This window comes from Nostoc sp. FACHB-892, assembly GCF_014698795.1.
GTDB lineage: Bacteria > Cyanobacteriota > Cyanobacteriia > Cyanobacteriales > Nostocaceae > Nostoc.
On sequence record NZ_JACJTR010000034.1, the window covers coordinates 61,586 to 78,421 of the forward strand.

Here is a 16,836-nt window from a genome sequence, read left to right on the forward strand (position 1 = left end):
GTTGTCACCTTTTCATCAAAGGAACGGTAGAGCCAGCAAAGTGAATTTCTTTAGCAGCGTTAAGTCCAGATTCTAATGCTCCTTGAAGCCAGCCTCTCGTCTTGGAAGTATGGTCTCCAGCGAAATAAATCTTTCCTTCTGACTTCCCTAATTCTGAAAATAGTTTCTTTTCTTGTTCATCTGTTGGATAGGCCCAGCCTCCTTTTGACCAGATATCTTTTGTCCATGAATAAAAGTGCGATTGGACAGAGTAATTACTTACCCCAGGCAAAAACTTTTCCCAATGCTGGAGTAATTTTTTCTGTTGAGCTTCGCCCTCAAAAGCATCCATCTCAAGAGCTTTTTCTCCTTTGAGATACGCATGAAGAATACCTGTCTTTTCAGGTTTATCCCAAGTAGTATGCCACAGTTCTTCATCCTCGAAAAATCCCCAGCCATTTAAGTTATCCTTTTCCCAGAAGCGATTAGGAAATTTCACAAAGCCACGGGTTGCTGCTCGATAGTTATATCCTCCTGCCGCCGCCTGTTTTTTTGCCGGAGATAGCTCAGGTGAAAAAGTAATTTGATTTAAAACAGTTAACGGGACAGTACACAACACACAATCAGCAAGATATCGTTGCCCTGATAAGCTCGATACTTCAACACCATTAGATGTTTGTACAATCCGAGCAACAGGCTCATCAAGTTTAATTTTTCTAGTCAATGCTTGAGCAAACGCTTGGGGAAGTAGATCAAATCCATCCGTTAGTTTTTGAATCTCTTGGGGACGCATTTGTGGTTGATTTTGAAATAGTTCTTTCGCTGTAAATAATAGACGTTTTCCGTCTTTCATCGTGAGATATTTTCCAGATGTCGGCGCAAACTGTGAAAGTCTCAAACCAAAATGTTTGATGTAACCAAGGGTTAAATGATGATCTGATGGGATTCTGGCCGCTCCAAGTTCTAGTAAATCCTCTCCTTGAAACGCTCCTCGCAGAGTTAAAATTCTACCACCGACACGCTTTCTTGCTTCTAAAACGGTGACATCATGACCAACTGCTGTTAATTCATACGCTGCTACTAAACCGGAAAGACCTGCACCGACAATCAGCACCTTTTGACGCGGCAATCCTTTGGGCAAAGCCCCAGGGGAAGTTGGTTTTTGGGCAAGTACTTGATCGTAGGTGATAGTTGAGGCGATCGCGAGAGTACTCCGCAATAAAAACTGACGGCGATTTAGGTTGGGCATAGAGGCGGAACTAGTGATTGGGGAAGGACAGCAATTTAGGGTATTCTTATTTCCTTGGCTAAATAAAGCTACAAATGTACAGAATAGAATTCCAGACTGAATATAGCAGTGTCAATAGTAGATTTACGATAGTAGTTCGCTTAAGCAAGTCTTAACGTTTGATCCCCTTAAACCGTTCTTGTGCCGCCTGAAATGCTTCTTGCATCACCAATTGAATTTTCTGGGGATCGGGTTTCTTACCTCCCATTAAATCACCAAAGTAAACGCAGGCTGCTTCCCCTAGTGCCCAGGTATAGGCAGCTGCCCAAGAGGCTGCGATCGCACTACCAAAACCTGGTATAAATTTAATTAACTCTCGTGCAATTGCTTGTGCTAAAAAACCACCTGCGATCGCACTCACAACGCCTCCCGCCTGAGATGGAGTAACTGTTTGCCCATATAATTTACCCAACAGTCCCACCATTGATACTTGCAATGCAGTCAGTACTGGCATTGTGGCAAATGGCAAAGGTACAGCCGCAAGAGTGGCAGACATAATCGAAAATGGCAAAATATAACGGCGTGCAGCATCTCGATAAAGATTACCAAGTTGCTTCCCAGCTTCTTCTTGATCTAATAGCTGATAAATGGCCTGCGCTTCTGCTTCTGGGAGTAGTTCTGCTAAGGAATCTCGCAGTGCTTCTAAGCCATAAAATACCGGATTATAACCATCTTCTTCTAAGGTAAAGTCAATGAGTACAGAGCGATCGCTTATTCCTGCAAAGGCTTGTTGGATTGCGGCAAATGCGCGGTTAACTTCTTGATAATCTGGTGGATAGGCAGGATGATCGACGGTATCAAGAGGATAAACCTCATGCAAGCAAGTAACTACCAGTAAACAGGGAATATTTGGATACTGCTGGCGCAACTGTTGAGCAATTTGTCGTAGCGTGTCAGTTGCAAAATCATTAATTTTGACGGTGAGAAGGAGGATTCTAGCAGAACGAGTCTCTTTTTTTAAATCGCCAACTAACTCCTGAATGATTAATTGAGTATCTTGTTTAACATCACCCAGTCCTACCGTATCAGTAAAAATCAGTAACGGCAGGTCATTGGAAGGATAGGCATAGCGCTCTGTATGTTGCGTGTGAGGACGAAATCCCTGACCGACAATTTCAGCAGAAACTCCCGTCAATCCCCGGACAATTGAACTTTTTCCAGCTTGGGGTTTACCAATCAGCAGCGCTTCAGTAGTTGGCAGTTCGGCTCGAACTTTCTCTAAAATCTCTGCAACTTGAGTTTCACTCACACTAAACCATTCAACAACCGTCTGTGCCACTTGTTCTACGGGTAGAAGTTGCGTTAGACGTGTTGTTGCATTGTTCCAGACACCACCAATCCGGTTTGCCCAAGAATTATCGACCGATTTGGTAGTTGCTCCCTTGGTCGGTTCAGCCAATTGCGGAGAATCAGTTGAGGGTGAGTCAGCATCACGTTGCTCAGTCATTTTCATCCAAACGTAGAAGACCCTTTTATAATCTTATAGCGATTCTCAAAGGGATAACCAGTACCGTTAGTAGTGTATAAACTTAGGCAATCGCGTTCTGAAGGTAGCGGTGTTTCGCAATCCTAAACGAACCACCGCCGTAGAAAAACGTAGTAAGGGAAATTATTGTTTCGGCTGACAATATTAATACAAAACTAAAGTTATGGACAGCTAACGGAAGCTTACTTATATCAGGTATCAGCTTGGCTCAATCAAATCGGTGATTGCCTTCACCAATACATCTGGATCTACTGGTTTGGAGATATGCATTTGAAATCCGGCTGCTATTGCTTGCTGCTGATTCATTTCGCCTGCATAGGCTGTCAGAGCGATCGCTGGTATGAGTCCTCCTTGTTGAGGCGATCGCGCTCTTACTTCACGCATCAGCATATATCCGTCTGTCTTTGGCATTCCAATATCGCTAATTAAAACATCTGGTATTGACTCAGACAGCGCTTGTAATGCCTCTTGTGCTGAAGATACGGCGGTTACTTCTACACCGTAGTCTTGTAAAATAAAGGTCACTAAGTCGCGGATATCTGGTTCATCGTCCACCACCAAAATTTTAGTGTCTGAAAGGATTGGGAAATCAGGTTCACAAGGTGAAGGCTCATTTTCGTTAGACATTACCTGTTCATTTTTGGCTAAAAGCGGTAGTTCAACAGTGAAAGTGGTACCCGATCCTTCTCCAGGACTTTCGGCGTGAACGTTTCCCCCATGCATCTCTACAACCTTACGCACGATCGCTAATCCTAAACCTAGTCCACCAAATGCCCGGGTAATTGTACTATCAGCTTGGCGAAAGTAATCGAACACATAAGGCAAAAACTCTCGCGCAATTCCCTTACCTGTATCGCTGACCTGAATTTGAGCTTGGTTACCAACTTCCATCAGTCGAATTTCTACCCGTCCGCCTGCTGGCGTAAATTTTACCGCATTGGAAAGTAGATTCCATATAACTTGCACAAGCCGATTTGGGTCGCCCATGACTTGCCCTAAAGCGGGATCAAATATCGTCTGAATTTGAATTGACTTAGCTTGTGCTGCTAGTTGTATTGTCTCTAGCGCGGCTTCAACCACCATTACCAAGTTCACTGGACAGATATTCAAGTTTAATTTTCCTCGGAGGATGCGAGACACATCCAACAAATCTTCAATTAGCTGGGTTTGTAACTTGGCGTTGCGTTCAATGGTTTCCAAAGCATGGTTAGTGGTTTTTTCATCGAAATTACGAGTCCGCAGCAATTTTGACCACCCCAGAACGGAGTTGAGTGGGGTTCGCAGTTCATGGGAGAGAACCGCCAGAAATTCATCTTTGATTTTGTTGGCGATTTCTGCTTCTTTGCGTGCTTTCATTTCTCGTTCGAGGAGGCGATCGCATTCTTTCTCAACTGATTTGCGATCGGTAATATCCAGTACAAAAGCAACACCATTATCCTTGGAGTCATTGAGCAAGGCTATCCCCAAAACAATTGGGACTCGTTTACCGTCGCGCTGGAGATACTCTTTCTCATAAATTCTGGAAATTCCAGCGGTTTGCACTTCCAAGAGGGCGCGATCGTCTAAATCTTTATATTCAATAGGAGTAAGTTCTCTCCAATTAATTTTACCCAAAGTGGCAAACTCATCACGAGTGTAGCCAGCTGACTGGAGAAAGGCATCATTGGCATCAATAATAAAGCCATCCACATTCCAAAAAGCGACCCCGATCAAGTTAGATTCAAACAAACGCCGAAAACGCGCTTCACTTTCGCGTAATGTTTTTTCTGCCCGTTTGTGTTCGGTAATATCACGAGAAACAGTAATTACGCCTTCAATAGCTTGGCCAAAACTACGTAATGGAGTGAGAATGTATTCATAATAATGCACCCCATCAGCAGTAACATATTTACACTCATCCTTGATTGGCTGCCCAGTTTTCATCACAGCTTGTCGTTGATTATCTACCTGTTCCATAAGCTCTGCGGGTACATCCAAGTCTTGCAAAGTTTTTCCGACAAGATCCTGGGGCTTGAAGCCTAGTAACGTAGCTGCATCCCGACTGACATACTGATAACGGCCTTTGCGATTAAAGATATAAATGTGATCAACTGAGGCGGTGAGGATGGCATTTAAAATATTTGCCTGTTCTTGCACTTGGGTTGTTAGTTCACGAGTACTTTCTTCTGCTTGTTTGCAGACAGTAGTTTCCATACAAACGCCGATCATCCGCACCGCTTGTCCGCGATCATCATAGATAAATTTTCCCTTGGCAGAAATCCAATGAAGACTTTTGTCTGCTCGAACTATCCGAAATTCATCGTTATAGTCAGTCTTTTGTTCTAAAGCCTGGGCAATCCCTTGCATTACAGATTGCCTGTCTTCAGGATAAACGCACTTCTGAAATGTTTCGTAAGGGCCGTCAAAACTACCTGGAAGCACACCAAAAAGCAATTCATAGTTTTCAGACCATATGACTTGATTGGTAACAATATTCCAATCCCACAAGCCCATCTGGGAAACTTCTAAAGCTAGTCTTAGCCTTTCTTCACTCTCCCTCAGAGAGTCTTCTACCTGCTGTCGCTCTGCAATTTCTTGTTGGAGATGCTCTAAAGTGACTGCTACATCTGTTGGTACATTGAAGCCTGTGGATGCCCCTTTTTCAAGATGCCGCTTGATCTCATATTCAACAGCTTGAATATGGGGATATTGTAGTGCAAGTGCCAGTTTTTTTTCTAACTCTATTACTTGCTCTTCAAGCGCCGCTTGCCTTTGCTGATAAAATATTTCTGATTGCTCTAACTCAGCTACGCGCTGCCGCAGAGCTACTAATTCATCAGTGACTTTAAAGTTAATTTTATCAACATTTGACATCTTGCACACTGCTTATAACTAAACAATACCGATTTGAAGAGTAGGCATCCCCTAGCTTTAACAGTATGGATTTTCAATCTAAGGAATGTAATCCATCAAAAGGCGTATAAGGTTTTACCCAACAGACATCCTCTGAGATTAAGAGCGATGTCTGACAACAGATATTTTCCATCAAGCGGTGATTTAGTGGTAATTTATCTCTTCAAGCGCATAAAAGATCCACCAATCAATAATCCCACAACCTGCCCCCAGAAGACAACACCCGATTGGTTTACGCCAACAGGAGGAATATTTAAACTACCGATGCCATAAAATAATTGTTGGACAAACCACCAAAATAGATAAAAAAAAGCTGGAAGTTCGATGGGGATATACAAAATGATTAGTGGCAAAATTGTGTAAATTTTAGCTTTAGGAAACTTCATAATATATGCTCCTAAAACAGCTGCGATCGCACCATTGCCTCCAATCAATGGTACTGTCAAACTTGGTTCAGCTAGAATTTGCACTACCCCTGTCATCGCGCCAGCAGCTAGATAAAATCCTAAATAGCGTCTATGTCCTAGAATATTTTCGACAGTTTTCCCAAAAACCCATAAGAATAGCAGATTTCCCAATATTTGACTAAAACTGCCATGCAGAAATATTGCAACAAGTAGTGAAAATGTTCGCCAAACTACAATTATCCAAGCAGCAAAGTTGTTGAATAACAATGCATTTGTAATTGCCCCACTAATCTGGGCTGGAATTACACCCCAAATATTAACAAAATAACCTAATCCACCACTAAGTTCTAGTTGAAGTTCCCATAAAAATACGCCAACATTAATACCAATCAGCCAGTAATTAATAATCGGCTTCTTCCGACAACGAATATTATCACTAATAGGAATCATATAAATTAGTCATTGGTTATTAGTCATTAGTTATTAGTTATTCTCCCCCTGCCCCCTGCCTCCTCTACTCCCCCTAAACGTGTGGCAAGATTGAAATCAGATCGCATCGCACTTAATTAGGTAAACGAGATGCTGGGAAACACACTTGTAGGAAGATACCAAATTATTAGTCACTTGGGAGGTGGGGGTTTTGGTGAGACTTTTGTGGCAAGTGATACCCAATTACCCGGTTCACCTCCATGTGTCGTTAAGAAACTTAAACCCCAGGCAAGTGATCCCGTAACTTTGGAGACAGCTAGGCGTTTATTTGACACAGAAGCGCAAGTTCTGTATAAATTAGGAACTCACGATCGCATTCCCCAACTTTTAGCTTACTTTGAGGAAAACGCCGAATTCTATCTCGTACAGGAATTGATCGAAGGGCATGACTTGAGCCAAGAATTAATCCCAGGTAAAACTCTTAGTCAAGACGAAGTAATTTCACTTTTACAAGAGCTTTTGGCAATCTTAGAATTTGTCCATCAACAGAATGTAATTCATCGTGATGTCAATCCGCGAAATATCCTCAGACGCTACCCAGATGGCAAATTAATCTTAATTGATTTTGGTGCGGTTAAACAAATAGCTACTCAAGTTATTACTCCCCAAGGTCAAACGCAAGCTACTGTTGCTATAGGTACGCCTGGATATATTCCTAGTGAGCAAGCTCATGGTACGCCAAAATTAAGCAGTGATATCTATGCTGTGGGAATCATTGCTATTCAAGCTCTGACTGGATTATCACCAGAGGAAATAGAAAAAGATGATGATACTAATGAAATTATCTGGCACAAGCAAGCTACGGTAACGCCAGAATTCGCCCAATTCTTAGATAAGATGGTGTGCTACGACTTTCGGCAACGCTATCCTTCGGCAACGGTAGCATTACAAGCTCTGAAAGAGTTAACACAACCACCCCCCCAGACAATTGCATTAACTCCTATTTCTTTACCAAAAAATATAAACAAACCTCAACCGAAAAAAGGAATATTGGGTAAAGTTTTCCTAGCGATATTTTTAATTAGTGTTAGCGGAGTAGCATCAATAATAATTTTAAATCACATTAATTCAAATAACGCCATAGAATTATCCAAGCAAGGAAATACGCTTTTTGATTTGCAACGTTATCAAGACGCATTAGAAGTATATCAAAAAGCCGTTAATGTTAGACCAGATTATGCTCAAGGATGGAATGGTCAAGGGAAAACGCTGTCTAAATTAAAAAAATACAAAGATGCGCTAGCGGCATATGATAAAGCAATTCAAATTCAGCCAGATTATTTTGAAGCTTGGAGTGGACGAGGCTTTGTATTAGGAAACTTACAGCGATATCAAGAAGCGATCGCTTCTTTTGACAAAGCCTTACAATTAGATGATAAAAACTCAGAAATCTGGAATGCTAAGGGTGAAGCTTTCAGTAACTTAAACCAATATGACCAAGCAATTAAATCTTATGAAAAAGCTATTGAGTTGAAATCAGATAATTACGAGGCTTGGTACAAGAAAGGATTAGCCTTGCAAAATTCTAACCGATACGAAGAAGCGATCGCAGCCTATGAAAAAGTTGTTGATTTAAAACCAGATTACGAGGAAGCTTGGTATAATTTGGGAAATTCTCTAGTCAATTTACGGCGTTACCGAGACGCATTTACAGCTTATGATAAAGCTGTTCAGTATAAAGCAAACTACTATCAAGCCTGGTTTTCAAGAGGAAATGTACTTCTCAATTTACAACGTTATCCAGAAGCAGTTGAATCTTTTAATCGAGTAATTAAATATAATCCTGCCAACTATCAAGCATGGTATAATCTGGGCTGGTCGCTGCACCAAAACCAACGCTATGAAGAAGCAATAAAAGCTTATAACAAAGCGGCAACACTTAAACCAAAAGGCTATCAAGTCTGGTACAATCTAGGAAATTCACAATATAATTTGCAAAAATACGAAGATGCGATCGCATCTTATAAGAAGGCAGTTGCTTATAAACCAGACCATTCTGAAAGCTGGTATAGCAAAGGCAATGCTCTACTAAATTTGAATCGGTTTCAAGATGCGATCGCATCTTACGATCAAGCAATAAAATACAAGCCTAATTACCAACAAGCAATAGACGCTCGCAATCAAGCCCAAATTCAACTACAAGGTGAAATCTCAAAGCCTAAACCTGTAATTGTGCCAGTTCTCCCATTTCCTAATGCTACTAAGTCCAAGATTTTATAATGAAGGCACTTTTTCTATATATCAATTTCGTCAGACTTTATTACAAACTTCTCAAGGTTATGACGCTGAAAGGATCGTAGAAGCGGAACCAGCAATTAGGCAATTATTGAAGTTAGATTTTGAGCCAAAAGTTTCGCAAACTATTCGTAAATTTTTCCGTCAAACCATTAATCAAACCGTCAAAACTCATTTGTTACCAATGGTAACACAGCAAGCGGATGAGATTTTGCAACAATACCCACAGGCGCGTGCTTATTTAGAGAAAACACTGCAACAAAAAGCTGAAGAAAAAATTCCGAACAATCGACGATTATTGACTGTTGTTGAAGAAAATATTGCAGCATATAATTCAGCAGTTTCTAGGATTAATAATTGTTTACAGTCCATGCAGTTATATGACCATCTTTTGCCTGTAATTGGTGAGCCGTTTGAAGCTGATAGTAAGTTTGCTAACATGGATTTGTGCTTTCAGATGTGGTACAAAAGGTTTAGTTTTACATATCGCAGTTCTATTTGATTTGTGAAAATTCGCACTGTCCAGATCCCCGACTTCTCTAAGAAGTCGGGGATCTAACTTTTTAACTCGCAATTCAATAATTATGCTTATCAAACGTCGGCAATTTATTACAACTTGTGGAATAGCTACTCTAGCTACCCAGATATCACCACTTACTGCTGAACCCGCAAACACAATCCGCAAGCCGCCCCGCTTGCAAGTAGGTGATACTGTAGGATTAATCGCCCCTGCGGGTGTCGTTGATGCCAAAGACATCGAAGCAGCGCAGCAATCAATTTTACAATTAGGGTTAAAAGTCAAGCTGGGAAAGCATATTTTAGACCGTTACGGCTATTTAGCTGGTAAAGATAGCGATCGCGCCCAGGATGTAAACTTGATGTATAGCGATCGCACCATAAAAGCAATTATCCCCATGCGTGGTGGTTGGGGCTGTAATCGCATTTTACCTCTACTTAACTACTCGCTAATCCGCTCCCATCCAAAAATTATCATCGGTTACAGCGATATTACGACTCTGTTGTTGGCAATTAATGCCCGTAGTCAAATGATTACTTTTCATGGGCCAGTTGCCACATCTACCTGGAATCAATTTACAGTGGATTACTTCAAGCGCATCCTATTTAATGCTGAAGCGGTAACTATGCAAAATCTCAACCCTAGCCAAGTGCGGGTGGAGACAATAGCACCGGGAAAGGCGAGAGGTAAACTTGTGGGTGGAAACTTATCCGTGCTATCAGCAATGGTAGGTTCACCTTACCTACCTTCCTGGAACAAAAGCATCCTGTTTGTAGAAGAAATTGGCGAGGATATTTACCGAATAGACAGGATGCTGACACAGTTAAAAACTGCTGGAATACTTAACCAAATTGCTGGCTTTATCTTTGGGCAATGCACTAATTGTAAACTTGGAGATGAACCATCATTTACCTTAATGCAAGTATTGCAAGACCATATACTTCCTTTAGGTATTCCTGCTTGGTACGGTTCAATGATTGGTCATATTAAAGATAAATTTACTTTGCCAATCGGTGTAGAAGTGGAGATAAATGCCGAACTTGGGAAAATACGAATGTTAGAGGCGGCTGTTAGCCTTGTGTGAATGAGCCAAGAGGTTGGAATAAAAAAAATAGTGGCTCACATTTTATCTAAATTGCAAGCCACTAAATTGGAGATTTTGAGGTTCTTGACTTTAATCCTTGCTCGTGTCTGACTTTTCACTGTAACTGCGCCTTGACTCCCCCACTATATTTGCAACATCCAGACAAAGGACTATGTGTATCAAGTTTGGAAATGCTTACTTATGACAACCAAACCATTTAAATAAAATCTTGCTGTATCTTTTTATAAATTACACAATTTAGTTTAGATACACCTTCTCTCCAAGTATTGAGTTAAATTGTCTTGATAGTTAATTAATCGAAGTAATTAAATATATTTTCATAACCCATAAGTAGGATATAAAACAAATTTCTAGTATTAATCTATTATTAATTATAAGATTTATTTAAACTAGTTTTTGTAAATACTGTGACTAGTTTTTAGCAGTAAATTTCAAAACCAAAGTTAGCTAAATCAATACACAGCATCAAACTTAGCTAGTTTGATCTGCTTATTAACACCTTACACTTAAATCAAATCCCCTCACATTGTTAAATCTTTATTTGGTTAAGTTGTAATACTTGCTTTATCACTCTTCTAGAAGAAAAAATCTCTGCCAAAAGATTGATGAGAAGGAAATTTAAAAATGCCTAAATATTATTAAAGTCCTAACAAATTTGCAAATAAATATTTAGCTGTGCCGCTAAGGATTAAGAAATCTAGTTGCAAAGCAAGTGTTCCAAGAATTGATAATAACAAAGTGTAAACTTTAAAACTGCTCCCATTGCAGAAAATCAGGAGATAATTATGGATACAGAATTACAGCAAGAGCAATATGCCGATACTGCCTCCCAAAATCAGATAGAAGCATTTAAAGGTTCAGAGCCTGGAAACCTGGCAATGTTGCCACCCGCCTCGGAAAATGAAGAACAATGGCAAAAAGTTGGTAGCCAGATTTCTATATTCTTGGCAAATATACCTGAGTACATAGGTAGATTCTACCAAGAATACAAATCGCTGTTTATCAGCTTTGCATTGCTTGTGATAACAGTTACGGCACTAAGGATTTTTCTAGCGGTACTCAACGCCATAAATGATATTCCCCTACTTTCTCCATTTCTCCAATTAATTGGACTTGGTTACACAATTTGGTTTACTTTCCGCTATTTGCTCAAAGATTCCACTCGGCAAGAATTAGCAGCAGAAATTCGCTTGCTTAAAAAACAAACTCTAGACAGAGAAGAATCACAGACTTTAAGCTAACTAAAGTATGGTGGCGGATACAGTGTATGTGAGCTTTTGGTCAAGTAAAAAACTGAGTTTTGCTTGACCATTGTATAGAACTGTAGGCTCTTATATCACATCAGTTAAATTAGCAGGAAAAGAAAATATATGATCAAGACAAATAGATTAGCTTCGCTGACAACAACAGTATTTCTTTCAACATTGCTAACAGTCCCTCTGCTTTCTAGCTGCGGCGGAGGTTCCCAAAATGTTACGCAACCTCCAATTGACGATAGTGTTGGGAGAAATTTAAATAATCGCGCTCCTGTAAATCAACCCCAAGCTAGGAGGGGATTAAGTACAGGGCAGAAAGTGGCAATCTTGGCAGGAGCTGCTGGACTTTACTACCTCTACAATCAACGAAAGAATGCCCAAGGAGCGGGAGCGCAGGGGAAATACTACCTTTCTAAGAATGGGCGTGTTTACTATCGAGATGCTCAAAATCGCCCTGTCTGGGTAACACCGCCACAAGGGGGCATTCGTGTTCCAGAGGAGGAGGCACAACAATACCGGGACTTTCAAGGATATAACAACAGTCCCACAGGGCGAGACTTAAGGGGTTTGGGTGCAGGTACTGTTCCGACATACTAATTTTTGTACAGATTATAAATAGATGGCGTTTAACCGTCATTCTATTTTTTAATAGAAACTTTTTCCGAATTTAAAGTTAATAATACTCATAAGGATAATATCAAGCATTATTATACTTTTTCAGAAAAGTCTTTTTTAAGAATTTAGACGAGTATATAAAAATCCTATTTAATTGTTGAGAAGATTTTGACCTCTAATTTTTGTACAACAGGGTTTTGAGTCTCAGAATGCTTTCAAAATCCAACCCTGATTTTTATATACTAATAGTTATACTTTTATTAAAGTAAAAGTAACTTTTGATAGATGATTTTGAAAAGATATAACAATTAATATATTGAAAGTAATTAATTTACCGTTGATAGTTTAGTGAAATCACAGTTTAGGAGTCACAAATGAATATATTAGAAAAAATTTTCGGTGGCGGTGAGGTTCCAGAAAATGACTACCGCAATTTTGTCAACCGCTATGAGCAAGGTTTACCTCATGAGGGATACTCAGATGAAGAAGTTTTAAACCGTTATCAGCAAGTATCTAGACAGTTACCTCCAGACCTTTATCAGGAATCTGCACAAGAAGCCTTTAGTCGGATGTCACCACAAGAGCGGATGCAATTTGGTCGCTCTCTTCAACAGCAGACGCGCTCTTCAAACTTGAATTTCCCCGATCTAAATCAAGATGGTATAGACGATCGCTTTCAAGACCCAAATTATCTTGCTCAAACGACAGGCCGGGTTCACCAGCAACAACCAGATATACTCAGTCAAATTATGAGTGGTGCTGCGGGGAGCTTTATGGGTGGTCAAGGTGGTAACATTATGAGTAATCCATTAGCGAAGGGAGCGATGGCTGGTATCGCCGCCCTAGCTATGAAAAAGTTGATGCAAAGAGGCAACCAAGGAAATTCCGGGCAGTATGGTAACGTCCGCCCAGCTAGCCAAGACCCCTACGGCGATCCGGCGGATTACGGGCAGTATGGTAACGTCCGCCCAGCTAGCGAAGACCCATATGGAGATCCGGCTGACCAACAGTACCGCTAGTAACCTCAAGCAGCAAAGCTGCAATTCGTAATTACAATCAGTGAAAGCTTGAACTCATCACTGATAAAAAGTGGTCAAGTAAAAATCAATTTTACTTGACCACTTTTTATTAAATTAGTATCACTTAGTAGAAAATCTCTTGGATGATTGGTAGTGTTTAAAGCGACGAAAAGCGGCTGATAGTTATATTCTAGCAAAGTCAACTCGAATCAGTTAAGTGCAAACAATATCCAGCCTCTATCAGGTAATCTCATTAGAGAATCGAGAAAAGCAAAAGGTTGGTCTAGAGCATTTTTCGCTACAACGATGGAGAAAAGCGTTTCCTGGGTTGATGCAGTCGAGACGGGTACACGTCAGGTTTCTCAAAAGGACTTGCCTAAGTTGCTCAATACACTGGAACTACAGGTTAACAGGTATTGATTTCAACTAAACTTTTATTGTTTCTCTGGGGTAATTTTTGCTAGATATTATTACTCATTGCAACTGCGTCGGGAGGGGGATTAGGTTTATCGTGGGTTTTTCCATGACATGAAAAGTCAGTGTTTATGTAAGGTTTCGGCAAAAGTCAGTATTCGTCCTGCCTCCTGCCTCTCTTGTTAATATTTTGATAGACAGTATGCATTTCTCCTCGCTATGTTACGACTAACTGAAGTAAAGCTCCCGCTTGATCATCCTGAAGATGAGATCAAGACTGCCATCCTCAAAAAGCTGCAAATCACGGACGAAGATTTGATCAGCTATTCCATCTTCAAGCGTAGCTACGATGCGCGTAAGAAAGGAGAGATTACCCTTGTTTATATTCTGGATGTAGAAACGACTCAGGAAACTCATCTACTCAAGCGCCTGAAAAAAGATCCTCATGTGATGGTCACTCCAGACATGAGTTATCGCCCAGTGGCAAAAGCACCTAGCAATTTGGCGATTCGCCCCATCGTAATTGGTACTGGGCCTTGTGGCTTATTTGCGGGTTTGATGCTCGCGCAAATGGGGTTCCGTCCCATTATTTTAGAACGTGGGAAACAAGTTCGCGATCGCACTGCTGATACCTTTAACTTTTGGAAGAAAAAATCAGACTTCAACCCAGAATCTAATGCCCAGTTTGGCGAAGGTGGGGCGGGTACATTCTCTGATGGCAAACTCTACAGTCAAGTCAAAGATCCTCAGCATTATGGGCGCAAGGTATTAACCGAACTTGTTAATGCAGGAGCCTCACCAGAAATTCTCTATATCAACAAACCGCATATCGGCACTTTTAAACTAGTGGGAATCGTCCAAAGTATGCGTGCCAAAATCGAATCCCTCGGCGGTGAAATTCGCTTTCAAAGCCGGGTGGAAGATATCAACATCGAAAATGGACAAGTGCGGGGAGTCACCCTCGCCAGTGGAGAATATATCGCTAGCGATCATGTGGTTTTGGCTGTGGGTCACAGCGCCCGCGATACCTTCCAAATGCTATACGATCGCGGGGTTTACATCGAGCCGAAACCATTTTCCATCGGTTTTCGCGTCGAACATCCCCAGTCTCTCATCGACAAATGTCGTTTCGGCGCTCAGGCTGGTCATAAGCTTTTAGGTGCTGCCGATTATAAACTGGTTCACCACTGCCAAAATGGACGTTCTGTCTATAGTTTCTGTATGTGTCCGGGGGGTTTGGTGGTTGCAGCCGCATCAGAGCCAGGGCGACTTGTCACCAATGGGATGAGCCAATACTCTCGCAATGAGCGCAATGCCAACAGTGCGATCGTTGTGGGCATTACACCCGAAGATTATCCGGGCAATGCTTTGGCGGGAATTGACTTCCAACGGCGCTTAGAAGAACGGGCTTTTGAGTTAGGCGGCGGGACTTATGAAGCTCCAGGGCAGTTGGTGGGAGACTTTCTCAACCATCGCCCCTCTACAGCATTGGGCACAGTTAAACCGTCTTATACACCTGGGGTACATTTGGGTGACTTGAGCCAGATTTTACCAGATTATGCGATCGCAGCCATCCGTGAAGCCCTTCCTGCTTTTGACAAACAAATTAAAGGGTTTGCGATGGACGATGCTATTTTGACCGGGGTGGAAACCCGCACATCATCACCGATTCGGATTAAACGCAACGAGGATTATCAGAGTTTAAATACAGTCGGTCTTTATCCGGCTGGTGAAGGCGCGGGATACGCAGGAGGAATTCTTTCGGCTGGTATCGATGGCATTAAGGTAGCGGAGGCGGTAGCTTTAAGTATTTTGAAGAATTGCGAACATCGCTTCTAAATGACAACTTTACTGTAAACAGCAAAAAATCCCCCCCTTATGAGTATGAAAATCCAGAACGAAAAAGACTCTTTTACTGCAAACACTAATATAAATATCAATCAAGAAACAGAAAAGGAAAAAGTTCTATGTTCTCATTGCCAGCGCACAGCTACGAACGGTATTAAATGTAAAGGAATTTGTGTGGCTGACAATGACTATTAAGGTATGGATTTTAAACAGTCCTGTTTATCTCTACGATAGTATTTCTGTTTACCGGAAATGCAATCGCACAAACTGATCTCAATATTAATAATACCAATCTGATTCGATTGGGTGGAAATGTCACGGTTGTAGAAAAACAAGTTGTAGAAAATGCTATTGCCATTGTCCAGATGCGGCTGAATTGTCAGCTACATATTGCACTATTTTCCGTGTAGACCGTCATTAGTCATTAGATATCTTCGAAAACTATCAAAGCTTTGCTGTGGCTAGCTTATTGTTAAACATCGCGCAAAGCGAATGTTTTAATTACGAATTAATTTTTTAGCCAATCGCCACAACAGAGAAAACGGTAAAATTAATATTGCTAACAAGATTTGCACAAACTGACCTAACCAACGTAACTAGATAGCACGGGGAGTAGACTGGCGTTGCAGGATTGCTAGATTTTCTCTAATTGTCTCTGTAGTGGGATGATTAACGCCTAACACCCGTTGGCACATTGCCAGAGCTTCAATCAACAGAGGTTCGGCATCACTGTAGCGTCCTTGGCTATCGTAGAGGTAAGCTAAATTGTTCAAGCTAGTAGCCACATCCGGATGCTCCCCAGCAAACAAGGACTGGCAAACATTTACGCATTCTTCACTCCAAGGTTCTGCTAATTTATATAATCCCTGTCCTTCGTAAAATCTTTTTATCCCCACAAATACCCAAATTACTTCATCGCTAGTGACTGATGCTAGAGAAATTATCTGTGCTTCTTTTGCTTCTTTTATCTCTGCAATTATACGTTTACCCAAGTCTTCGAGATGGAGAACAATATCTCTGATATTTTCAATCTGCTCAGAAGTGGGTGAATCAGGAAGAATTTGAGCAAAGCCTATCATCGCAGTGGCGAATGTTGTTTCCAAAACTGATTGTATTTCGCCAGCCTCGGCTAACTGTGCTTGCAAAAACCACCGCACTAATACCAATTTAATATGAAGCTGCATAGAAAAGAGCTTCTAGGATAAAATTATAAGAAGAGACAGAAATCACCTGCTCAAATGAAAGTTGGTCGAATATTTCTTGGATGCGATCACGTAAAGCTTGTA

The 16,836-nt window shown here is 41.1% G+C and carries 12 protein-coding genes and 1 pseudogene; 8 read left to right on the top strand and 5 right to left on the bottom strand.

Translation table 11 applies throughout. The features are described 5' to 3' along the window. Positions 1 to 4 precede the first annotated feature (4 nt). The 4 genes from H6G96_RS29925 to H6G96_RS29940 form a co-directional block, all read right to left on the bottom strand. Complete coding sequence (locus H6G96_RS29925; protein WP_190916355.1) at positions 5 to 1,228, bottom strand: flavin monoamine oxidase family protein; 1,224 nt, start codon at positions 1,226 to 1,228, stop codon at positions 5 to 7. Between the two features lie 151 nt (positions 1,229 to 1,379). Further along, the gene (locus H6G96_RS29930) at positions 1,380 to 2,714 is read right to left on the bottom strand and encodes a 50S ribosome-binding GTPase (RefSeq protein ID WP_190916357.1); all 1,335 of its coding nucleotides are present in this window, start codon (positions 2,712 to 2,714) and stop codon (positions 1,380 to 1,382) included. 237 nt (positions 2,715 to 2,951) lie between these two features. Then, the gene (locus tag H6G96_RS29935) at positions 2,952 to 5,606 is read right to left on the bottom strand and encodes a PAS domain S-box protein (protein WP_190916359.1); all 2,655 of its coding nucleotides are present in this window, start codon (positions 5,604 to 5,606) and stop codon (positions 2,952 to 2,954) included. A gap of 194 nt (positions 5,607 to 5,800) precedes the next feature. Further along, a complete protein-coding gene (locus tag H6G96_RS29940; protein WP_190916361.1) occupies positions 5,801 to 6,502 on the bottom strand; it encodes a rhomboid family intramembrane serine protease in 702 nt (233 codons plus the stop codon). A gap of 129 nt (positions 6,503 to 6,631) precedes the next feature. On the opposite strand from H6G96_RS29940, the gene H6G96_RS29945 reads away from it, so the two are divergent. The 8 genes and pseudogenes from H6G96_RS29945 to H6G96_RS29980 all read left to right on the top strand — a co-directional run bounded on the left by H6G96_RS29945 (position 6,632) and on the right by H6G96_RS29980 (position 15,541). Then, positions 6,632 to 8,761, top strand: a complete 2,130-nt coding sequence (locus tag H6G96_RS29945; protein ID WP_190916363.1) for a tetratricopeptide repeat protein — start codon at positions 6,632 to 6,634, stop codon at positions 8,759 to 8,761. Continuing rightward, positions 8,745 to 9,253, top strand: a pseudogene (locus tag H6G96_RS29950) (dynamin family protein); the annotation flags it as partial. The gene H6G96_RS29945 and the pseudogene H6G96_RS29950, both read left to right, overlap by 17 nt. A 107-nt stretch (positions 9,254 to 9,360) precedes the next feature. Continuing rightward, complete coding sequence (locus H6G96_RS29955) at positions 9,361 to 10,377, top strand: LD-carboxypeptidase (protein WP_190916365.1); 1,017 nt, start codon at positions 9,361 to 9,363, stop codon at positions 10,375 to 10,377. Between the two features lie 806 nt (positions 10,378 to 11,183). Next, on the top strand, positions 11,184 to 11,639 hold the full coding sequence (locus H6G96_RS29960) for a CAAD domain-containing protein (RefSeq protein WP_190916366.1): 456 nt from the start codon (positions 11,184 to 11,186) through the stop codon (positions 11,637 to 11,639). Between the two features lie 129 nt (positions 11,640 to 11,768). Beyond that, positions 11,769 to 12,251: a hypothetical protein gene (locus H6G96_RS29965; protein WP_190916368.1), complete on the top strand. Its 483-nt coding sequence runs from the start codon at positions 11,769 to 11,771 to the stop codon at positions 12,249 to 12,251. A 392-nt stretch (positions 12,252 to 12,643) separates the two neighbouring features. Continuing rightward, on the top strand, positions 12,644 to 13,288 hold the full coding sequence (locus tag H6G96_RS29970; protein ID WP_190916370.1) for a hypothetical protein: 645 nt from the start codon (positions 12,644 to 12,646) through the stop codon (positions 13,286 to 13,288). 252 nt (positions 13,289 to 13,540) lie between these two features. Then, entirely contained in the window at positions 13,541 to 13,708 is a 168-nt protein-coding gene (locus H6G96_RS41660) for a helix-turn-helix transcriptional regulator (RefSeq protein ID WP_347242294.1), read from the top strand. Positions 13,709 to 13,921: 213 nt separating this feature from the next. Then, positions 13,922 to 15,541 (top strand): NAD(P)/FAD-dependent oxidoreductase, encoded by a 1,620-nt coding sequence (locus H6G96_RS29980; RefSeq protein ID WP_190916372.1) that lies wholly within the window; start codon positions 13,922 to 13,924, stop codon positions 15,539 to 15,541. 605 nt (positions 15,542 to 16,146) lie between these two features. Here the strand turns inward: H6G96_RS29980 and H6G96_RS29985 are convergent. After that, on the bottom strand, positions 16,147 to 16,734 hold the full coding sequence (locus tag H6G96_RS29985) for a tetratricopeptide repeat protein (protein ID WP_190916374.1): 588 nt from the start codon (positions 16,732 to 16,734) through the stop codon (positions 16,147 to 16,149). Between the last annotated feature and the right edge of the window lie 102 nt (positions 16,735 to 16,836).